The sequence below is a fragment of the Kordia sp. genome (genome assembly GCF_965283645.1).
In the GTDB taxonomy this organism is placed as follows: domain Bacteria; phylum Bacteroidota; class Bacteroidia; order Flavobacteriales; family Flavobacteriaceae; genus Kordia.
Window position 1 is genome coordinate 4,511,130 of the sequence record NZ_CBDIPG010000001.1, and the last position, 25,377, is coordinate 4,536,506.

At 33.0% G+C, this 25,377-nt stretch carries 4 protein-coding genes; all 4 read right to left on the reverse strand.

The genetic code is table 11. The annotated features are described in order from the left end of the window. Nucleotides 1–6: 6 nt before the first annotated feature. From ACQ654_RS20030 to ACQ654_RS20045, 4 genes are read right to left on the reverse strand one after another with little or no spacing between them, the layout of a single operon-like run. Entirely contained in the window at nucleotides 7–8,844 is an 8,838-nt protein-coding gene (locus tag ACQ654_RS20030; RefSeq protein WP_430412119.1) for an amino acid adenylation domain-containing protein, read from the reverse strand. 34 nt (nucleotides 8,845–8,878) lie between these two features. Then, on the reverse strand, nucleotides 8,879–12,784 hold the full coding sequence (locus ACQ654_RS20035) for an amino acid adenylation domain-containing protein (RefSeq protein WP_430412120.1): 3,906 nt from the start codon (nucleotides 12,782–12,784) through the stop codon (nucleotides 8,879–8,881). A gap of 12 nt (nucleotides 12,785–12,796) precedes the next feature. Then, on the reverse strand, nucleotides 12,797–20,830 hold the full coding sequence (locus ACQ654_RS20040; RefSeq protein WP_430412121.1) for an amino acid adenylation domain-containing protein: 8,034 nt from the start codon (nucleotides 20,828–20,830) through the stop codon (nucleotides 12,797–12,799). Next, complete coding sequence (locus tag ACQ654_RS20045) at nucleotides 20,823–25,340, reverse strand: SDR family NAD(P)-dependent oxidoreductase (RefSeq protein WP_430412122.1); 4,518 nt, start codon at nucleotides 25,338–25,340, stop codon at nucleotides 20,823–20,825. Before ACQ654_RS20045 ends, ACQ654_RS20040 begins: the two co-directional genes overlap by 8 nt. Between the last annotated feature and the right edge of the window lie 37 nt (nucleotides 25,341–25,377).

Consider the following 25,377-nt stretch of genomic DNA (forward strand, 5'->3'; position numbering starts at 1 on the left):
TTGTTTTTATTCATCAAAAAATGATTCTAATGCATCTAATTCTTCTAATGATATATCTGTAAATGTAAGATCGCTAGGTGTTATTTCTGTTTCTTCACAGCCTAAGCAGAACTCAATTATGGTTTCTAAATTTTGTTGTAATTTTTCCAAGAAAGCATTCATAGTAGCTTCTTCAAATTTGTTGGAACTGTACGAAATACGAACAGCTAATTGTCCTTTTATAACCACACTTGTTACTTCCATGTCGTATGCACGCGTTCGTTGCGGATGTTCCATGTTTTCAAGTGAAATATCTGTAGTTTCAAGCTCACTGATATTGCTAATATCCGCATCAAAATGCCCTAAATAGTTAAAGAGTATTTGCGGATTGATATGATTTAGTTTTGTGTTTTGTCTTTCAGATAAATAACGTCCGACAGCATATCCTAACTTGTGTTCAGAAGCTTGATGCACTTTTTCTTTTACATATTTTATATGTTGCTTCAAATCGTAATCTGTTGGTGCGCCAACAACGACAGGATATAATGTTGTAAACCAGCCAATAGTTCGACTGACATCAACTGTAGCATTAAAAGGTTCTCTTCCGTGACTTTCTAATAGAATTGGAATTTCGTTTGTCACAGAAAATTCTTCACGAATACTTCGCGTTAAAGCTGCAATTAGAAGATCATCTACTTTAGTGTTGAAAACTGTATTTGCATCTTGAATGGCATTCGTAGTTTGTGTTTTAGTTAAAGAAAATTCTGCGAAAGCGACTTCTTTTACAAGTGTATTTTTATTGGTAAGAATAGGAATTTCCGAAAATTCTTGATTTTGGTATGATTGCCAAAAGCTCAACTCTTTTTCAAATTTTGAACTTTCAAGATATTGCGTATGCATTTCTGCCGACCATTCTTTTAAGGATGAAACTTTGAGTGGCAATTGAAATGCTTGCTGTTCTTTTGCTTGAAGTAGAAGCGTGTTTAAATCTTCAATTAGAATTCGCCAAGACATTCCATCAATGAGTAAATGATGACTTAGTATGTATAAGTAATCACCTTTTGCGCTATTAAATACAGCAAATTTGATTAATGGTCCAACTTCGATTGAAAAACTTGAAGACATTTCAAACATGATTGCTTTCATCGTTGTTTCAACATCTGAATCTGTACTTAAATCATGTGTTGTTAGTTCAATTGGATGATCAATATCTTGTATTTTTTGAATGAATTGTTCAGAAGAATTTTTATGAAAAACAGAGCGAAGTCCATCATGATGTTTGATGAGTTCTTTGATCGAATTTTCTAAAACAATCATGTCAAATTTTTCTTTTTTGAAAAGTAAAACTGCTTGATGAAAATGATCGGCATATTCCACATCACTTTCAAAGAATGCTTTTTTGATTGGTGTTAATGCAATTTCTCCAGTAATAACAGATTGATCACGAATGATTTCATTTTTCGTTAATACTTTGGCTAATTTTTCAATGGTAGGATTTTCAAAGACATCTTTCATCTTTATGGTATATCCTTTTGTATTCAACCTTGAAACAATTTGAATTGACTTGATGGAATCTCCACCAATATAGAAAAAGTCATCTGTCGTACTTATCTTATCGCGTCCAATTACTTTCTGCCAAACTTCTAAAACTAAGCTTTCTAAATCGTTAGTTGGTTCTGTATATGCAGTGTTGTTTACGGTTTCTTGCTGTAATGGATCTGGTAAAAGTTTTCTATTGATTTTACCATTGGCATGTGTTGGAATTTCATCCAAAATTACAATTGCACTTTGCGCAGGAATCATATAATCGGGCACTATATTTCCTAGCTTTGCAACGATATCTTTGATGAGTTCATGATCAGATTTCCAGTGTAATTGTATAGAAGTTGGCGTGTTTGAATCCATAGCAACATTCGTTCGAGTAGCATATAAGTTATAAATATGCGTATCTGTAAAGTTGGCATCTTGTTCAGTAATGATTGTAAATCCGTGCGATTCTATTTTTTCCTGAATCTCTTTCAATCGATTGTTTACATCGTGAACTTCAATGACAATTTGTTGAATAATTTTCCAATCTTTCTCTTGAATACCACTTAATACTTCCCACTCACTTTTTTCAACATCAATTTTTAATAAATCGATATTTTGAATGTTTTCTTCTTGAATAATTTGAGAGATTGATTTTAGTGTACAATCATATTCTTCCACATCTTTGAAACGTTCATGAAGTATAGAAGCACGTGCTTCTTCATTCATTGCCTCACCAGACAATTGGTTTTTCATGTACGTATCTACCAAACTTGCATCATCTTTTACATCACCATATTGTCCAGACATGATAGACGCGTTTGGATAGTATTTAAATGTAGCTTCACTTTCTGTATCCGAGATTCCTACGGCATGCGCTTTTATATTTTGGTTTCCGTATAGTTGCCCATTTAACTGCAGTTTTTCAAACAACGGCGTTATCGGTTCAAATGCATGAATGGTAACATTGTTCAATACTTGCGAAAGAAATACAGAAAACATACCAATATTGGCACCAACATCAAGTACACATGCGCCTTCTTCTAAATGAACTCCATTTCTTAAGTATGAGTTTTCTTCAAAAATTTCGCCATACATAAAATCTGCTTCCCGTTTATTTACATGAAATAACGGCATTCCATTGACTAGTTTGTGTAAATATTTGTTTTGCAATTGTGCTTTTTGCAACAATTTTGAAGCATTGTCGTAATATTTTATTCTTTGTGCACTTGTAATATATGCGGCTAAATAGGAGTCTTTTTTAGTTGTAGAAGTATCATTTTCAATTATAGAATTCTCTCTTGCCATTACAATTGCCATTCCGACATCTGGAATGTTTAGTAGTTGATTTTCAATTTCTTGCAATTCAATTCTGTAACCACGAATTTTTACTTGATGATCTATTCTGCCTAAGAATTCAATTTCGCCATTTGGCAACCATTTTCCAGAATCACCTGTAAGATATACTGTTTGATTGTCTAAAAATGGAGCAGAAACAAATTTCTCTTTTGTAAGTTCTTCTCTATTGATATAACCTCTAGCAACACCAACACCACCAATACATATTTGACCTTCCAAACCAATTGGTACTAATTTTAAATGTTCATCTACAATAAATAGTTGAATGTTGTCAATTGGCGCACCAATAGGAACTACTGTTTGGTCTTCTTCATCTTTACATTCATGATATGAAACATCGACAGTAGCTTCTGTAGGACCATATAAATTGATCAGTTTTGTATGTGTATGATCTTTAAAAAGTTTGTAAAATCTACTGATTTGATCGCGACCTAATGCTTCACCACTACAGAAAATATACTTTAATGTAGTTAGTTTTTCGATACAATGATTCCATTCAACATAATCAAGAAAAGCGGTAAACATCGATGGTACAAAATGCATTACCGTAACGTTATTTTCTTGAATATTGGCTATAATTTGATGCGGATCTTTTTCGGCATCTATTGGCAATAAGGAAACGGACGCACCAGTAAACGCACCCCAAAATAGTTCCCAAATGGAAACATCAAATGTGAGTGTTGTTTTTTGTAGAATAACATCTTCAGCGCTTAACGGATATTTTCGTTGCATCCAATGAATTCTGTTCAATAAAGACGCATGCTCAATCATTACACCTTTTGGAATTCCTGTGGAACCAGATGTGTAGATGATATATGCTAGATTGTTTGGTAACGTAGTATTTGCAACTATTTCTGTAGCATATTTTTCTAAAATTGTACGATCAAATTGTTGTTTTTTCTTTTGAGTTATTTGCTGTGTAGTATTGCTTTTGTCAATTTCAATGAGCAAATCATATCTATATCGTGTTAACTCGTTTTCAATGGTGCTAATTTTATCTGAAAATTGCAATGTTTTCATTGCAGTTAATTCAGAGCTTACATCCTTAAACCAATCTTTTGCCACAAATAATTCTTGTGACCAATCTACTTTTGTTCTGTAATTTGGATTTTCATTTTTAAATTGATCAAAATCATCAATCATACTATCTTTACGATCATGATCCATAATATCACCTACAAAAATGTATCCTTTGTCATGTATTTTATCAATAGCTTTTTGCAATACATCTTGAAAATAATTGTGTCCGTGAAATAAGTGAATTACACTGTTGATTATGATAACATCAAAGTTTTCTTCAACTATTGTATCAATTTGATCCGCAGGAAGCGACTTCAATTGTATATTTTCAATTCCTGCTGCGTTAACTTTTGCCTTATTTTTTTCAATAATTACTTCCGATAAATCTGTTCCATAATACATGGCAACTTTTGGCGCCAATGAATACATGGTAATTCCAGAAGCACAACCAATTTCTAAAACGCTACTGTTTTCATGTAAAACAGGAAGTACTTTTTTAGTCACGTTTTCAGCATATTCTTGCATTTCTTCTTTCGAAAAAGCAAGTCCTGTATAACTGCTTTGCCATCCACCACCTTCAATTTCGTTTTCACTTGTTTCTCCAACATGATCCCAAATTTGTTTGTCCATCAAGAGATTTTCTTGTGTTTCTTTTTCGTTGAAGATATCATCACTGTCTAAACAAACATAACTATGAAATTTTGGGCATTCCCATTGTAATCTATTGAGTGTCCTTAATTCACTTTTAAGACTGAGAATTGTTGCAATTTCCGCATCTTCAATGGTTTGTCTGAGCCTTTTTTCGGGCAATCCGACACCTAACGGAACATACACGCCGCCAGCTTTCAAAATTCCATAAATTACAGGGAAAAGGTCTATGCATCTTGGCATTAAAACTCCAACAGCTTGTTCTTGTGTTGTGTTTTCTTCGTGAATTAAATAGTTTGCAATTGCTTCTGAACGTATGTCTAATTCTTTGAATGTGAGTGTTTCGTCTTCAAAAGTTAGTGCAATGGTATTTGGAGTTTCTGCTACTTGTTTTTTAAATACGTCCATCACATTTTCATAGTGTGGATATTCAAAAGTTGTGGCATTAAATTCTTCTAATATCTGTGTTTTTTCAGTGTTTGATATTAGATTTATTTCTTGAATTTTTTGTTGTGGATTTGTGATGAACGTTTTTGTGATTTCCTCAAAGTAACCAGCAAATTTTTCAATTGTTCCAGCTTTAAATAATCCTGTTTTGTATTCAAAACTACATATAATTCCTTCAGGCGTTTCTACTATAAAGAGTGTTAAGTCAAACTTAGACGTATCTCCATGAAAATCGCGTTGGCGTAGTGTTAGGTTTGGAAATTCTATTTCAGGAATGTCCATATTTTGCATTACTAAACACACATCAAATAGTGGATTTCGACTCATGTCTCTATCTACAGAAAGTTTATCCACCAAATTTTCAAACGGATAATCTTGTGCAGCCAAGGCTTCTAAAACTTCTGCTTTTACAGCTTGCATAAACTCTTGCAACGTCAACGAATTATCTGACGCAATTCGAATGGCAAGTGTGTTGACAAACATTCCGATTAAGTCTTGCAAACCTGCGTGTGTTCTTCCAAATACAGGTGTTCCAATAATCATGTCGTGTTGTCCTGTAATTTTAGAAATAAAGACGCTAAATACACCAAATAACGTAGTAAAAAGCGTTGTTTTTTCGTCTTTGCAAAGTTGTTTTAAATCGTTTGTAGTATTTAAATCTAATAAGAATTCAAATTTACTTCCATCATATTCTTCTACATTTTTTCGAGGATAATCTAACGGAAGTTTTAAGACAGGAAGTTCATTGGATAATTTTTCCAACCAAAACTCTTCTTGTGGCTTTAAAAATTCAGTATATGTTTCACTTTGTTGCCAAGTTGCATAGTCTTTGTATTGCAACTCTAGGTTTATGAGCTCTTTTTCGTTGTATAATTTTAAAAGATCTTTGATGATAATTCCAAGCGAAGTTCCGTCGGAAATCATATGATGTGTATCAAATATTAAAATTCCTTTTTCTTGTGATTGTTTGATGAAAAACACACGAAGCAATGGAAGAGTAGCCAGTTGAAAAGGTGTAATCAATGCTCTAATTTGATCGTTTAGAGCTTTATTGTTTCTTTCGGTTACGTTAATTGTACAGTTTAGTTCCGAATGAATAATTTGTACAGGCACTTCATTTTTTAATTCAAAAGAAGTTCTTAGAATTTCATGTCTCGCAATTAATTTGTTAAGCGCTATTTCCATGCGATCTATGTCAACAATTCCTTCTGTTTCTACAATTAATGGAGTGTTGTATGTAATTCCAATTCCACCAAAGTGATTGACAAAGAATAATCTTTTTTGCGTAGATGATAATGGATAATATTCTTGGTTTTCCGCTAACGGAATTTTGGTTGCGACAACAGTTTCAGAATCTAACAATTCAATATGTTCCGCTTGTTGTGCGATTGTATTGTTTTTGAAAATGTAATTTAGTGTAAACGCGGTATGAAATTTTTCATTAATTTGGGTGATTAAAACGGTTGCTTTTAAGGAATGTCCACCAATTTCAAAAAAGTTGTCTTCTGCGCTAATGTTTTCAGCATCTAAATTTAAAGTTTCTGCCCAAAGCGTTGTTAATGCAATTTCCGTGTCACTTTTTGGAGCAACATAATTTTCATTTTTCGCTTTTTTTACTTGTTGGTTTTGTAATGCTTTTTTATCTATTTTTCCATTAACGGTTAGTGGTAATGCTTGTAAATGAATGATTTCAGTAGGAATCATATAATCAGGTAATTCCTTTGCGAGTTCTTGTTTAAGTAAACTTATCACACTCGGATCTGAAACAACACAAAAAGCAGTCAGATAGGTATGGTTTTCTGCATCTTTTTTAGGAATTACAACAGTTTCCGTAACTTTTGGATGTTTTAGTAAAACATGTTCTATTTCTTTAATTTCAACACGTTGCCCTCTTATTTTGACTTGATCATCGGCACGACCTATAAATTCCAATTCACCTTCATCATGCCATATACCAACATCTCCTGTTTTGTATAGATATTCACCTTCTTCATAAGGATTTTTGATAAATTTTTCAGCAGTAAGTTCTTCATTGTTAAGATATCCTTTAGCAACGCCAATACCGCCAATACATATTTCGCCTTTTGCTCCAATTGGTTGTATTTGATGTGCTTTATTTAATATATATACACTGTGATTTAAAACTGGTTTTCCGATAGAATAGTACGGACGCATGCTTTTAGGAGTCACTTTTTTCCATGTACTCCACACCGTATCTTCCGTAGGTCCGTATAGGTTGAATAATTCGAATGGAACTTCTGGAAGTGAATCTATTTGTAATTTTTCACCTGCCGAAATTAAAGCACGGAGCGTTCCTTTTTGCCAAGGAAGTTCCAATAATTGTTTTGCTAAAACAGTTGGTTGAAAGGAAACTGTTATTTCTTTTTCTTCAAGCCATTTTTTTAATTGTAGTTGATCTAATCGAATAAATTCATCAATTATGTGCAACGAACATCCATTGAGTAAACTTGGCCATATTTCAAATCCCATAGCATCAAAACCTGCACTAGCTACTTGCGTTAAGCGATCATTTTCGGTAATGTTAAATTGTTCTTTGTAAACTTTGACTAGGTTTACCAATGATTTGTGTCTGATTTCCACACCTTTTGGACGACCTGTAGAACCCGAAGTGTACACTACATAAACAGAATCTTCAAGTGATATTTCAATGTTTAGGTTTTCTTTAGATTCTTCTCTACCTTCTAATTGTAAGTCTAATGCAAAAAATACACCTTCATAGAAGTCTAATTCAAATAGAAAATTTGAAGAAGTAAATAAGACTTTACTTTTTGTGTCTTCTAGTATATATTGAATTCGATCTGTCGGATAATTTACATCAATTGGTACATATGCAGCGCCAGCTTTTAAAATTGCCAACATGGCAACAACCATTTTAGGAGAACGTTCGTATAAAACGGCAATGATATCTCCTTTTTTTATTTCGTATTCGGTGATTAAACTACGCGCGACTTGATTGGATAGTTCGTTTAATTCTTTATATGTAAGTGCTTCATTTTCGTCTTCAACTGCAATTTTATCTGGATAATTTTTTGCTTGCGTTTCAAAAATTTCTGGAATTACTGCATCAAGATTGTAGTTTTTATAACTATTAAAGTTGAACAACGTTTGTTTATCATTCTCATCTACAATGTCTAAGCTTCCAATAGTTTGGTCAGGATTTGACAATAGTAATGTTAGAGTTTTTTGATAATTTTTGATGATATTAGTTATACTTGCTTTTTTATAGGTAACAGTATTGTAAGTTATTTCACACTTTAGCGTATTGTTTTCTTCTGTGAATGAAAAGTATAGGAGATGTGTTTCTGTTGGTTGAATGTGCTGCAGGTTTGTTAATCGCAATCCTGTTTGTAGAAATGCATGTTTACTTCCTTCATTTTTAGCTTCTTTTTCTGAAATCCAAAGGTCTAGCGGATAGTTTTGATGTTCTATACTGTCCACAACTTCTTTTCGGACAGCCATTAAAATATTCTTGAAATTATTCTCGTCAGTACATAGTGTTCTTAAAATTAAACGATCATTTAATAAATCGGAGTCTTCTGAGTTGGAAAATATTTGCGTTTCAAGTAGTGTATCTTCGTTTCCAGTATATCTATTCAAAAGTGCTAAAAGTCCACTTGTAAGAATCATGTATAACTTGGAATGTGAACCTTCGCTTAAGGCATATATTTTTTCGTATAGTGAATGTTGTACTTGGAAAGAGATACTTTCTTGCGTACTAGAAACGTTTTCTTCCAATGGAAAATCCAAAGGAAATAAAGATGATTCAGGTACATCTGAAAGCTTTTGTTCCCAATATTTTTTTTCTGTTGTCTTTATGTTTAACGCTAGTTTTCTATCGTTCATCTTTAAGATTGTTAATGCTGATTAGCAGGATTTTTTAAAAATTAAAATCCTCTTTAAAACTGTCTATTTTTGTGGTTTGTACTTCTTTTACCTTCATTGGAAGGTTAATGTCTTTTATACTTGTTTGATCATTTGTTATGATTGTATTCAGTATATATTTATAATATTCAAAGAATTGTGTTATTGAACTTTCTTTGAATAGTTTTGTTTTGTAACCAATGGTAAATGCCAATTGATCGCCATCTAAAATTGCCGTAAATACAAGATCAACTTTAGCGGTATTTTCAGTAAATGCGAGTCGTTCTACTTTTATGATGGATAAACCATTTTCGTCAACGGTTTGTATTTGTTCATCTACAATATTTTGAAGCACAAAAGCAATATCAAAAACTGGATTTCTTGACGCTTCATTTTCAATTTCCAATAGTTCTACAATTTCCTCAAAAGGGAATGTTTGGTTGGCATAGATTTCCGCCATTTTAACTTTTAACCTTTTGATATAATCCGCTACGCTTTCATCATCCTCAACTTGACTGCGAATACAAACTGTATTGACGAAATTTCCAATGGTTTCTAAAAGTTGCATATGTTCGCGACCAGTGACCGCAGTTCCGATGATAATATCTTTCTGCGCCGTAACTTTTGATAGCAAAATTTTAAATGTAGTCAGGAGAAAGACAAATAAGGTAGTTTCGTTTGTCTTCGTGACTTGTTGTACATTTTCAAATTCAGCAACATTAAGTTTAAAATGCAGCGTATTTCCTTCATAAGACGCATGATCTGGTCGTTTGTAATCAGTAATTAAGTTTACTGTTGGTAGGGGTTTTTGAAGTTCTGTTAGCCAGAATTTTTCTTGTACTTTTTTTCGTTTTTGTTGCGCAGTTGCATGTTCCCATTCTGAAAAATCGCGGTATTGTATCTTTGGATTTGAAAGCGTTTCTCCACCATAAAGAGCGATCAATTCATTTAGTAGAATTAGGATAGAAACTCCATCACAAATCATATGATGTATGTCTACAAAAAGGAACGTTTGATTGTCATTGCTATTTACAATTGCTACCTTAAACAGTTTTCCAGTTTCCAGTTGAAAAGGTTGTACACAGTTTTCTAGTGTCGTTTTCAGTGAGGAAACGGTTGTGTAAATTTCATCAATTGAAAAGTCAATACTATCATGAATTATTTGAAAAGGTTCATTTATGTGAAACTCAAAAGAAGTTCGTAAAATTTCATATCGCGCAATTAATTGTTGGAATGCATTTTCCAGTTTTTTCAGATCATAATTTTTGAGTTCAAATACATTTGGAATATTATATATAGTACTCGAAGGATTCAACTGTTGGTGAAAAAAGATTCGTTTTTGTGCAGATGATACCGCATATTTTGTGTTGGAAATTGCTTTTGGAATCCTGTCAATAGTTACCGTATTTGCAGTTTCAATATAAGCCGCTTGACGTTTTATAGTTACGATTTCAAATAATTTCTTTACAGAAAAATCAACTTTAAATACATCTTGAATGTTAGCTTTTAAAAGTGTAATTCCTAACGAATTTCCACCCAATTCGAAGAAGCTATCCGTAGTACTTAGTTTAGCATTATTTATGGTTAAAATACGACTCCATATATGCATCAACTCTTTTTCAATTTTATTGACAGGAGCAATTATTTCTTGAGTTTCTCGTTTTGGAAGTTGTAATTTTTTAACGGCTATTTTGCCATTAGTTGTCAACGGAAGTTTTTCTAGCTGAACTATGTACAAAGGAATCATATATTCAGGCAAATGATTTTTTAAATCTTTTTTGAGTGTATCAATGTCAATTTTTTGAGCTGTTTCAATAAACGCACAAATAGCACTTTCCGTTTCGTTAATTTCTTTCTTGACAATTATACAATGTGTGGCGTTTATAAGATTTAATATGGCACTTTCTATTTCTCGTGGTTCTATGCGAAATCCTCTAATACTAATTTGCGTATCTATTCGTCCTATAAATTCAATATTTCCTTCTGCGTTCCATCGAACTAAATCACCAGTTCTATATACAATTTCTCCTTCATTAATTAAGTCTTTACAAAAACGCTGCTTTGTAAGTTCGTCATTTGACATGTATCCGCTAGCCAAACTTGCACCAGAAATGCACAATTCGCCACACATTCCTAAAGGCAATAATTCTAATGTTTTTGGCTGTATTACATATGCTTTTGTATTTGTGATCGGTTTCCCAATTGGAATGTTATCATAAATGTCTTTGGTAATTTTATAAGCAGTTGCAACAACGGCGTTTTCTGACGGACCGTAAGCATTTGTAATGGTGTAGGAACGTTTTTTGACGCGTGCTAGTTTTTCGCCACCTAGTAATAAATGTTTTAACGAAGAGCAATCATAACGTTGTACATACGCTTCTCCCAGTTTTGTTGGTAAAAAAGAATGTGTAATGCTATTTTCTTCAAGAAAAGTATGAAGTTTATGAATGTCGTATTTTATGGCGTCTGATGTTAAGAAAAGTGTTCCACCTTGAATTAGATAGGGAAATATTTCCCAAACAGACGCATCAAAACCAAAACCTGCAATTTTTGTAGCACGTGATTCTGTTGTTACTTCAAAGTAATCGTTATGCCAATTACAAAGGTTTGCTAATGCGCTATGCGAAACCTTTACACCATTTGGAGTTCCTGTAGATCCGGAAGTATAAATAACATAACAAGTTTCTGAAGAATTACCAATATGTGCTGTAAATGTTGCTTCAGTTTCTATAAGTTTTTCGCTGTCTATTTTAATAAAATCTACTTCAGAAGTTAAGTTTTCAGTTTTAACTTCATTGGTCATTACAAACCGAACTTTACTATCTTTTAAAATTGCACAAATTCTTTCATCAGGATTTGCAGGATCAATCGGAAGGAAACTGCCACCAGCTTTTAACACCGCAACTAATGCAATGATCATTTCTAATGAAGTAGAAGTCATAACAGCAATTACTTCACCTTTTCTAATTCCTTTCTGCTGTAAAACACTTGCTAATGTATTTGCTTTTTGATTGAGTTCTTTATAGCTTAATGCATTATTTTCAAAAACGATTGCATTCTTGTTAGGTGTTGTATCAGCTTGTATTTCAAATAGTTTGTGTATAGTTTGATTTAGAGAAATGGTACTTGTTGTTGCATTCCAACCGTTTGCCAATTGTTGCTCTTCTGCTGATGGTATTAACGAAATTTTTGAAACTGAACTATCTAATTGTTGTATGATTTGTTGCAAAACATATTTGAAATGTACAGTAATCGCAGTTGTTATTTCTTTAGAAAGTCTTCCTTCTTGGTACGAGAGTTTTCCTTTTAATTCTGTTTGATCGTTATTAAAAGTAAACAATAACAACGGATGTAATTCGCCAAGAAAACTTTTGTTATGTATGTTTTCTAATAACAATACTGCATCAAAAAGTACAGGATTTGACACTGTAGCTTCCGGATGTAGTTGTTGTTTTAAAATTTCAAATGGATAATTTTGATGTTCAATTGCAGTTGTTACTACAGTACGCGTATTCAGAAGTGTTTTTTTAATGGAATCTTCTGGAGAAATATGTTGTTTTAACGGCAACACCGTATTGATCATTTTTTCATGATCATTCTCTTGTTTGTAGACAGTTGTACCAACGGTTTGCGTTGTTGTTCCCGTATATTTATATAGTAATACAAGTAGCGCAGTATGTAAAAATAGATGCAACGAATGATCCGATTTTTTACAGATACGCATCAATTGTGCATAAGTTTCATCAGTAATAGAAAAAGAAATTTCTTCTACAGCAGCAGTTGCTTTTGCGGCACGCGCAACCAATACTTCAGAAAGTATGTCTTCTTCTAGCATATCTTCAAATTGAGAAAGCCAAAAAGCCTTTTCCTTTTTCTTTTGTGCTGCAATGATGTGTAATTGATCTTTCATTCTCGTTTCCATTGTCTTCTAATATTAAAAATCAAAGTCCATATTTGGTAATTCAGTACTCACTTCGTTTAGTTGGTTTTGAAGTTTAATATCTTGTATTTTAGTTGCTTTACTCTCCGTAATCGCATCAATAATTTCTTGATAATAAGTTGCTAATCGTATAATAGTTTCTTGTAAAAAGAGTTCTTTTCTGTAGGCAACTTTTAGTTGAATTTCAGCTACTTGATCATCAATCATAAAAATTAATTTAGATTTTACTTCATTAAAAATTGTTTCAATGGGTTGAGTTTCATCGTAAAACCCACTTTGCTGTAATGCATCCGTTAAACCTTCATTTTCTTGATATGAGAATAAAATATCGTATAAAAAGTCGTCATTAGGAATATTCAATGTGCCATCAATAGTTTGTTTTTGATGTTCAAGAATGTTCCATACTTTTGCTTGTATTTCTTTGAAAAAATCAAGAGTAGTTTGCTCGCTTTTAGGAAACATCCTAACAGGGAATGTTTTTATAAAGATTCCGACAATATGTTTTGTTTCTTCATTAAATCTTTCCGAGAAAGGCGTTGCTACTATAATGTCTTCTTGTCCACTAATTTTTGAGAGTAAGATTCCAAAAGCACCTAAAAGTACTGTAGCTTCTGTTAGTTTCGTACTATTGCAGAAAGCTCTTAGTTGTGCTGTTTTTGAAGTGTTTAATACAAAATTTTCTTCGTTGCCAATTAAAGATTCTGGAGCATTTTCAGAATTTGTATCATATGGTAAGTGTACTGGTATTGCATTGGCACAGTGTTGTTTCCAGAAATTAGTAGTTGGTTGCGTTTCAATTTGAGTCGTTTCCCATTCGGCATAATCTTTATAGGTAATAGCCGATTCTGAAATCGTTTTTCCGTGATATAAATCAAGGAGATTATGAATTAATAATTTAGCAGAAACGGCATCAGAGATAATATGATGAATGTCAAAATATAGTATGTTTTTATTTTCAGGTAACTGTACTAATAAAATACGAACCAATTCAGGGTTTTCTAACTGAAAAGGAATTAAAAAAGTAGTATCTATTTGTTGAATTGTATCAAGCGAATCAAAACTTTTCGTCTGAAATGGAATTGTATTTTCTTCATGAATTTTCTGTACAACTTCATTTTCTACGATATGAAAAGAAGTACGTAATGCTTCATGTTTTTGTACTAAAATATTGAATGCTGTCTCTAATTTTTTGGCATCTATATTTTTCAATGGAATTTTTAGCGCAGTATTATACATCGTGCTTTGTTGATGTAATTGTTGTTCTAAAAATATTCTTTTTTGTGCGTTTGAAGTTGTATAAAAATCTTTTGGTGTAGCTTTTAAAATTGGTTGTTTTTCAATGCTGTTTTCTGCACGATCAATATACGTAGCCAATGTGCGTACATTTGGTTGTTTAAAAATTTCGTGTAAACTAATATCTACTTTGAAAACTTCATAAATACGAGCACTAAGTGTTACAGCTTTTAATGATTGCCCGCCAAGATCAAAAAAGTCGCTTGTTACGCCAATTGTTTCAGGGTTTTGATCAAGTATATTTGCAAAAACTTTTGTCAATTCAATTTCAGTCGTAGAAATTGGTTGTTCATAGTTTGCCGCTTTTTGATTGGAAATATTTGGCAATTCGCTCAATTTTACCTTGCCATTTATCGTCATTGGAATTTCCGAAATTTGTATGCAATGATTCGGAATCATATACGATGGAAGTCGTGTTGCTAACTTTTCGCGTAGTTCCTTTTCCTTAATTTCTTCCTCTGAAATATAGTATGCATATAATACAAGATCGCCCGAAGTATCTTCTTTTACAACAACTAAAACATTTTGAAATTGCGGATACAGCGTACCAATCTCTTTCTCTATTTCTCCTGTTTCAATTCTAAAACCACGAATTTTTACTTGTTCGTCATTTCTTCCGTGATATACTAATTCGCCATCGGCAGTAAACTTAGCAACATCACCAGTTTTATACATTTTAGTATTTGGCTGAAAAGGATTTGTCAGGAATCGTTTCTGAGTTTCTTCAGAATTGTTAAGATATCCTAATCCAACACTGTTTCCAGAAACATATACTTCTCCAAAAACACCTAATGGAACTTGTATTAATGCTTCATTCAGAATATAAATCTTCGTGTTTGCAACAGGTTTTCCAATTGGAACAGCATGTCCTGTATGTGATTGAAAATCATATTTTTGTACAGAACAACCAATGGTCGTTTCTGTAGGTCCATATTCGTTGTATAAAGTAACATTACCATTAAATAATGTGTGTATTTTTGAAGCAATAGCTACTGAAAACGCTTCACCACCGACAATAATACTTTTTAAATTGGTATTTGAAATTCCACGTTCTTGAAAATAATTTAGGATGATTTTTAAGTGTGTAGGCGTCAACTTCATAAGATGCACGCGATCATCTTTAATAATATTAGTTATTAATTCCGTTGGTGTTTCTTTATCTGAATATACTTCAATTGTTTGTCCACTAATCAAGGGAACAAAAATGGAAGTCATGGTTAAATCAAAAGAAATTGAGGTGAATAATGGGAAACAACTATGATCGTCTTCAATATATGTTTCCGTTGCCCATAATGCATAATTGCATAGATTTTCATGCGAAATCATAGCGCCTTTGGGTATGCCAGTTGTTCCGGAAGTATGAATAATGTATGCTAATTGATTCGCTTTAATAGGTATTTCTGGAGACGTAATTGGTTGTTCCATACCGTCTAATTGAGCATCTAAAGCAAACAAATGTTCAGCATTTATTGCAATTTCAAAGAAATAGGTTGTTTCAGTAAGTACTGTATTTATAGCTGCGTTTTGAAGTATACGATTTATTCGTTCTTCAGGATATTTTGGATCTATCGGAACAAACGCCGCTCCAGATTTTAAAATTCCTAAAATACCAACCAATAAATTGATGCTTCTATCAGCTAATGTAGCGACTAAATCGCCTGGTTTTATATGCAATTCATCAATTAAATAATGAGCTAATTGATTCGATTTTTCATCTAATTCTTTATAACTCATTTTAGCATTTTCATGCACAATTGCTGTTTCGTTTGGTATGCGAAGTGCTTGCTTTTTGAATTCATCCAATACTGTTTTTCCTAAATATTCAGGTTTTTCGGTTGAATTATAAGTATGTAAAAATGCACTTTCAGCTGTATTGATTTTTAATGCACTTGTAATGCTTAAAGTTGGAGTTGCAAAGAACAGTGAAAGAATTTCATTAAAATAAACGGCATAACGTTCAATTGTTGCATCAAGAAAAAGATCGGTTGCATATTCAAGATTGAATCGAATGCCTTTATCACTTTCAAAACCTGTTAATGAAAGATCAAATTTAGATGTAGTCTGATGATCTTCAAAGTCAGTAATTCGTTCAATAATTAAATCATTAGTAGTACTTTTCAGAATGTTTGATTGTTTTTTAAAATCGAACATTACATCAAATAATGGATTTCGATCTGTAGCCCATGAAAGGGACAAATCTGCTACTAATTCTTCAAATGGAAGTTCTTGATTTTCAAAACAAGTTTCAGTTTCTTTCTTTACATTTTTGATGAAATCAATATATTTTGTTGTTGGATGTATAGTTGCTTTTAATGGAATTGTGTTTGCAAACAAACCAACCAATTTTTCCATATCAGGATGCGATCTTCCAACAACAGAAGTTCCAATAATGATTTCTTTTTGATTGGATAATTTAGAAAGCAATACATAAAAAGCACTTAGTAATACGTTGAAATTGGTGAACTCGTATTTTTTTGTGAATTCTTGTAATTGTAGTTCATTTTCTTTAGAAAGTTTAAACTGGAAAATTTTTCCATTCGTAGTTTTCTTTTTCCGTGCTTTATCAATTGGTAATTCTAACGCAGGAATAGTTTCTAATTCTTTTTCTTTCCAGAAATTTCGTTGTGTATCTAAACTTTCTAGATATGCTTTTTGCAATTGCCAAGCCGTAACATCTTTGTATTGTACGGGTAATGGTTGAAGCGTTTCATCTTCATAAAAAGCCATTAAATCACGAATCAAAATATTTAAAGAAACACCGTCCGAAATAATGTGATGCATGTCTACCAATAGGATGGTTTCTTGCTCGTTTTGAAGCATTCCAACACGAATTAATGACGGCGTGTTTAAATTAAATGGACGTACAAATTCTTGTATTGTTGTTGCTAAATTTTCAGGATCAAATTTATGATGTTCAATGTTAAGCGTTAAGGAATCTTGTATTTTCATTACAGGCGTTCCTTGGTCTAAGACAAAGTAGGAGCGAAGAATTTCATGTCGTTCTAGTAATTTCTGAAAAGCATTTTGCAAACGATCAATTTTCATATTGCTACAACGCAATACCTGCAACATGTTATACGAAACGTTTGTTCTATCTAATTCTTGAAGCACATAAATTCTTTTTTGAGCCGAAGAAACGGTGTATTGTGTACTTTTTCCGATAGAAGAAATTTCACTTGATCTAAACGAATTTTGAGATGTCATAATTCGTGTAATGATCGCTTCTACAGTTGAGTTTGCCATGAATACTTCTAACGAAAGCTCTGTTTTATATTGCTTCTGAATTATTGAAAGCAATCGAAGTGCATTTAGTGAATCGCCACCTAACTCAAAGAAATTTTCTTGAAGTTTTGGACGTTCGCCTAGTATTTTTTCAAAAATATCAGTAACTCCTTTTTCAACTTGTGTTGTATTTAAAACGGATGTTATTTCGTCATCGTTTGTGTCTCCTAAAAATGATTGTAAGCGTTCAGATTCATTACTGATTCGCGTTTCTAAATCTGTTACAGATACCGCAATAGTTGGAATGTTGAGCGAAAGAATTTCTTTAAAAGCGGCAACACCTTCAGTAGCTGTTAAACCGATTAAATCATTTTCAGATTCATCATCGTATAGTGCATTTGTTTTCTTTGCCATTCCAGTGTCCAACCAACGATCCCAATTTACAGAAACAACTCTCGTTGTTCCAGAATTGTATTTAGATTGCGCATAATGATCCATAAAAGCATTTGCAGCAACATACGCGGCTTGCCCAATTTCGCCTAATAAAGAGCTTAGAGAAGAACATAGAATTACAAAATCTAAGTTTTCATTTTCTATCAAATTATTAATGATGATTGTTCCATCAACTTTGGCTTCCAATACATTTCGTATTTGATCCGTTTCTTTGAATCGTAGCAGACTTCCGTCAGCAATTCCTGCGGCATGAATGACACCATTAATTTTTGAAAATTCAGATTTTACAGCGGCAAAAAGAGTGCTCATGCCAATTTCGTCAGCAACATTTACTTTGGCGATTAGAATTTCGGATCCAGTTGCTTCAATTGCTTTCAGCTTGATAATTGTTTCTTTTTGTGATGAAGAAATGGTCTCATCGTGTAGATTTTTTTCCCAATCACTTTTTTCTGGAAACAAACGACGTGTCGTCAATATAAGTCTACAGTTACTTTTCTCAGCCAAGTATGCCGCCAATGTTAATCCGACGCCACCTAATCCTCCAGTAATAATATAAGCTCCTTTTTCTTTTATTTGAATTGAAGTTTCTTTTATCTTTTCAAGATGTAGTTTGCTTATTTTTTGAATCCAACGGTGATTTCCACGATACGCAACGAGCGCATCTGTAGCTGTACTTTTGATTTCTGAGATTATTTTTTCTGCGTATACGTTATGATCATTTAATGTTTGAATATTTTCGAACAATGCAATGTCAATATGTTTGGCTTGGATAGTAGCAAACTCGTTGTTTATTACTTTTGCAAGTCCGCAATACGTACTTTTTATAGGTGCTATTTCAGTTTCTAATCCAATAACATCAAAAGCGTTAGTAGAAAGTGTGGTTACAACTGCGTTTTTAGCAAAAATATCATTGTTTATAATAGTTTTGATTAGTGCTATGTAATTTACAAAAGTGCTGGTTTCACTGTCAGCATCATTCCACAAGTATAAAACCGTATTAATTTTATGTTTGTTAGTTAGCAAGTCAGCAACTAAACGATCATTTTCAGGTTTTGTATTGGAAATTGTATAGTTATACGCATCAGATTTTGTGTATGCTATTCCTTTTTGAACAAGAATTACAGAAGCATTTTTTTCTTTTATTTTTTGAATTAAAACATCATTGAATATACTTTTCTCATAAAATAGCAACCATTTTTCTGCACTTTTTTCTACACTGTTTGTTTTTAAAGGAACAATGTCACGTGCCCATTCTGTTGTATAAAACCAGTCATGAGTTTCTTTAGATTTTGCGCTTTTTTCAGTTGTCTTTTCAATTTCAGAAGACGTTTCTAGTTTTAATGGAAATCTAGTTTTAGCAAACGAATACGACGGTAAATCACATAAGTGATAACTTTGATCAAGATCAATGGTTTTTCGATCTAAATCATTTCCTTGACACCATGATTGTGCATGTGCTGTTAGAATAGCATTTTTTTCATGCGAATCACTAGAAGTTATATGTTCTGTATCGTTATCAATCCAATTTTTGGCTTCCATTTGCGCAATAGCATCAGAAATACTGTTTGCTATGATGGCAGTTCTGTATTTAAATTGTGATCTTTTTGATAGTGTATATGCAACATTTCCAAGCTGTAATGTTGGATGTTTTTTAAAAAATTCTGTATATGTATGTAGTTGTGTTTGTAACGCTTCTTTTGTTTTTGCTGAAAAAGTAAGTAGTTGAGTTTTATCAGGTACACTGTTTTTTGCTTCTTGCGGACTTTCTTCCAGAATAATATGAACATTTGTTCCACCAATACCAAAACTACTAACACCAGCTCTTAATGGAAATTCTTCATTTTTCCAGTCCATCAAACGATCATTGATGAAAAACGGACTGTTTTTGAAGTTTATTTCAGGATTTAAATTTTTAAAATTTGGATGTGGCGGAATCGATTTGTGTTTAAGACATAATATCGTTTTAATCATTCCAGCAATTCCAGCGACAGCATCTAAATGTCCAATATTTGCTTTTACAAAACCTAATGCACACGATTTTTCTTTTTGATCTTTAAAGACGGTTGTTAGTGCTTTTGCTTCAATTGGATCGCCTAAAAATGTTCCAGTACCATGAGTTTCAATGAAACTAATCGTTTTTGGAGCAACTCTCGACATGTGAAGCGCTGATTTTATAACTTCTTTTTGACCTTGGTAACTAGGCGCAGTGTATCCTACTTTTTGATGTCCGTCGTTATTAGTGGCAGAACCTTTTATAACTGCATGAATTGTATCGTTAGCAGCAATTGCATCATTTAAACGTTTTAAAACTACAACACCGACACCATCACTAAACACCGTTCCGCTTGCAGTTTTATCAAATGGTCTGCATTGTCCATCTGGCGAAAGAATCATTCCTTCTTCATGAATGTATCCGCCTTCGTTTAATAAATTTACAGAAACACCACCAGCCAAAGCTGATTTACATTCGCCCATTAATAACGATCTACATGCAAGGTGAATGGCAACTAATGCTGTAGAACAAGCTGTTTGAACAGCAATTGCAGGACCTTTTAAGTTGAGTTTGTGTGCAACTCTTGAAATCATTAAATCTTTATCGCTAAGCAATGAGTTTGCATATTCGTCAAAGGCAGTAGTGCTTGCTTTTGCCAATTCTTTTCTCCATTCATAACTGGAAGAACTTCCACCAAATAATCCAACTTTTTCTTTTAAATTTTCAGGATCCATTCCTGCATTTTCCAAAGCAGACCAACAAGATTGATGAAACAATCGCGTTTGCGGATGCATCACTTTTGCTTCTGCGGCGGCATATCCAAAAAAACGTGCATCAAAGCAATCAACATCTTCCAATTCTCCTTTTGCTTTTACATGGTTTTCTAATGTAGTTATGCCTTTGTGAAACGTTTTTTGGTTGGCTTCTTCATCAGAAAAGAAGGTAATACTTTCTTTCCCTTCGGATAGATTTTTCCAAAAATCTCCTATGTTTTTTGCGCCAGGAAATCTGCCGTGCATGCCTATGACAGCGATTTCCATTCCTGTTCGTTCTGTTTTCTTATTCATTTTCTTGCTCATTATTCAGGTTAAAAAAAGATAATGATCGATTTAAGATGTCTAAACTGTCTTCTTGTTCAACTATTTCTTCTTCTGGAATAACTCCTTCTATATATGTTACCAATTCACGAATGGTTGGATGGTTGAAGAAATCAGTAATTGTAACCGTTTCTTTCGTGATTTCTTTTAATTTCCCATTCAATTCTGTGATGTCTAATGAAGTCAATCCTAATTCAAAAAAGTTGTCTTGTACACCAATTTCTGAAGTTCCAACTTGCGCTTCAACTAATTTTGCTAGTTGTAATTCAAGTTCTCCTTCAGGAGCGATATAAGTACCATCTAAACCTAATTCTGCTCTAGATAGTTTTACTGTTTTTACAGTGTTTTCACTTTTTTGAAGTCTATTTTGAAAGAAGTTTTCACTTTCTTCTTGTAGTTGTTTCAGTGTTCTATCGAGTACAATCATTTGTGATTCTTGTAATGATAGAATGGTTTGCAACGCTTTTACACCTTGTTCTTTTGTAATGCTGATTTCATCAATTGATGCATTCGTTCTTTTGGTAGGAGCGGCCATTCCCATGTGTTTCCACGTTGTCCAATTGACACTGGTAACCAACTTGCATTTTTGTAAATAGTTGGTGTTTTTCGCAAATGTATCTAAGAAATTATTTGCGGCAACGTATGCCGCTTGTCCATACGCTCCAAATACTGAAGCTAAAGAAGAAAATAGTACAAAAAAGTCTAATTCTTCATTTTTTAACGCTGTTGCTAAATGTAAAGTTCCTTCTATTTTAGGCGAAAGAACCTGTTGTATTGACGCTTCCGATCTGTGAATTAAAAAGCCTCCATAATCTGCAATTCCTGCCGCATGTAGTACACCATTGATCGTTTTATATTTTTCTTTAATGTTTGTTATTGCTTTTTGAACATCTTCTTTTTCGGTAATATCTGCAATTACTAATTCTGTATTTGAACCAAGTGTTTCTATTGCAATTAACTTTTGAAGCAACTGTTTTGTTTGTTCAGATGTAGCATTTTCAAGTTGTTGTTTCCAGCTTTTAGTTGGATCAATTTTTTTAGCACTTCTATTGATGAATATAATGTTGGAATTTGCCTGATTGGCAATGCTTAACGCAACTTCTAACCCAATAGCGCCTAATCCGCCAGTAATAATATATGTGTTGCCGTTTTTTACAGTAGCTATTTTAGTGCTTGTAACATCATATTCTTCATAACTTTGAATCCAACGATGCCCATTTCTATATGCACTAGCTATTTCTTTATGAGTTGATTTAAATTCTTTAATGAGTTCGTTAGTTGTAACTTCATCAATACTATTGTTTGTGAGTTGAATATCGATTGTGCTTGTTGTAATATGTTCAAATTCTTTATTGATAGCAATCAACATTGCTTGTAGTATTGCTTGTAAAGAGTTTTTACTTTCATCACCAAATATGTTGTGAAGCGAATCTGTTACGACATCTATATGAAGTTGTAAAGATGAGTTTACAGCATTGTATGCTTTTACCAATCGATGTAAATTGTAAAACGACGTATATATTTGATCATTTTTAGGAATATTGTTGTTTGTTTCAAGATTCCATAAATAGATGATTTCTATGTTTTTAGAAGTAAGTTGTTCAAAAACGAGTTGATAATGTGATGCTTCAGCAGGATTAATACATATTTCAGTATCACTAAGCTGTTTATAGGTTTCAGATCGACTAACAAATATTACTTCTTGATTTGCTAAAAATTCATTTTGTATGAGTATTTCGCTACATAAAGTTTTATCAGTAAAAAGTAGCCAAGTTTTCTTAGCATCATTCTCCGTAATATTGTTTACAGGTAATTTTCTGCGAATCCAATTTGGAGTATAATAATTAAGCTCTTTACTTGTTTTACCATACGATTGTTTTTTCTTTTCAAACTTCGTTTTAGTAAAAGGATACGCAGGTAATGATATAACTGATCTTGTTTCGTTTTTTGCTTGCCATGCAATTGTTGAAATGAAATCTTTTTCCCAAAGCATTCCAATTCGTTGGATGAGCAGTTCATTAGCATTGATCGTGTCATTTGCTTTTTTGCCTGTATTCCAAGCAATATTTTTGTAATCTTTTCCTAAGTGCGATTTTACAATACTAGTAAGTGTATTTCCAGGGCCAATTTCAAGAAATAGTGTCGTTCCTTCATCTTTTAAGGTATCAACTCCCTTGGCAAAGTTTACCGTGTTTCTCAAATGATTTATCCAATATGCATCATCGTTTACCATTTCTTGCGTAATGAATTCGCCTGTTAGATTAGAAATGTATGGAATTTGAATAGTTCCTTTTGTAATCGTTTTTAGTTTTAGTAAATATGCTTCCAACATTCCTTCCATCATGTGTGAATGGAAAGCGTGTGATGTTTTTAATGGAATGGAAATGACTCCTTTTTCTTTGAAAACAGTTTGTAATTTTTGAATTGCTTCATGAGTTCCAGAAAGCACACAGTTTTTATGTGTATTGATTACAGCTACTGAAACCAAATCGTTTGTATATTGTGCAGCTTCAGAGGCAGAAAGCATTACACTAATCATTGTACCAGCTTCCATTGACTGCATTAGTTTTGCTCTGTCAACGATGAGTTTTAATGTATCTTCAAGTTCAAAAACTCCTGAAATACAAGCGGCTACATATTCACCTAAACTATGTCCAATCATATAATCAGGTTGTAAACCTAACTGCATTAGATATTTTGTTAAGGCATATTCAAAAGCGAATAAAAGTGGTTGTGTATATACAGTTTCGTTTATTTGAGAAGCTACACTTTCAGAGTTTTTCGGATATATAATTTCCTTGTAATCAATTCCAGTATAGTTGTGCAATGTTTGCAAACAAGTATCCAATTCTTGTTTAAAAAAGACGTTTTGCTCATAAAGGGCTTTCCCCATATTTACAAATTGTGCGCCTTGTCCTGAGAACATAAACACCAATTTCTTTTTTTGTGGAGGTATGGTTACAGGAACTTCTTTTTGTAAGTTGTTCTGTAATTCTTCAATATTTTTACAACGATAGCTTTCTCGAATTGGAAGTGAAGCACGTTTATTTAGTGTAAAAGCAATATCTCCAAGTGAAATTTCAGGATTTGCCACTAAGTAATCTGATAATTCTTGCTTAATGGTTTGTAAAGATTGTGATGATTTCGCTGAAAGCTGAATTGTATAGGTTTCTTGTTTTTCTGTTGAAACTACTTTTTCAGGAGCTTCTTCTAGTATAATGTGTGCATTGGTTCCACCTATTCCAAAAGCACTAATTCCGGCACGTAATGGCGTTTGTTGTGTATTCCAATCTATTGCTTTTGTATTGATTTGAAACGGTGTTTTTTCGAATTGAATCTTTTTGTTTGGCGTTTGTAAGTGTAAAGTAGGAGGAATGCTTTTGTGATGTAACGCCATAACCGTTTTGATAAATCCTGCCATTCCTGCGGCAACATCCAAATGGCCTAAGTTGGTTTTTGAAGCGCCTAAATAACATTCCGTACGTTCGGGCATTCCGTACACTGTTTTTAAAGCTTCAATTTCTATGGGATCGCCAATATTTGTTCCTGTACCATGCGTTTCAATAAATGAAACACTTTCTGGTTCAATTTCCGAAACTTGAATTGCAGATTGAATTACTTGTATTTGTCCTTCAATACTTGGCGCAGTATATCCAACTTTTCTGTTTCCATCATTGTTAACAGCGCCACCTTTTATAACTGCATAAATACGATCACCGTCTTCTACAGCTTCTTCATAACGTTTTAATAATACCGTTCCTGCGCCATCACCTGGAACAGTTCCTGTAGCATTTTCATCAAAAGCTTTGCAATGTCCATCAACAGACATGATCATACCTTCTTGATATTCGTATCCTGGAGTGATTGATTTGTGAACAGAAACAGCTCCGGCAACAGCCAAATCACATTCACCAATTAATAAACTTTTACAAGCTTCCTGAATCGTAACTAACGAAGTTGAACAAGCAGTATTGATTAGCGAAACAGGTCCTTTTAGGTTCATTTTATACGCCAAACGTGATGCCATAAATTGTGGCGAATGAATATACGTTTGGTATTTTTCAGTATCACTTGTTGCATTTTGAAAAGCATCTAAATTCCACTCTAAACTCTGTGAACTTCCAGCGTACATGCCAATTAATCCTTTATAAGTAAACGGATCATAGCCAGCGTCTTCAAGTACGTGCCAAACACATTCGTGAAATATTCGCGTACTTGGATGCATTCTGAGTGCTTCTTTTGGTGTGTAATCGAAAAAATTAGCATCAAAACAATCTACATCACTTAATACACCTGAAGCTTTTACGAATTTTGAATCTTTTATGCGTGATTCATCAATTTCAAGATTGCGTAATTCTTCATCAGAGAAAAATGAAATGAGTTCATTTCCTTCCATGAGGTTTTTCCAATAGGCGTGAAGGTTTATAGATTTTGGAAATCTACAACTTACTCCAATTACTGCTATTTCTAATCCATTCATAAGTTATACTGCCGTTTTATTATTTTGTTTGATTGGA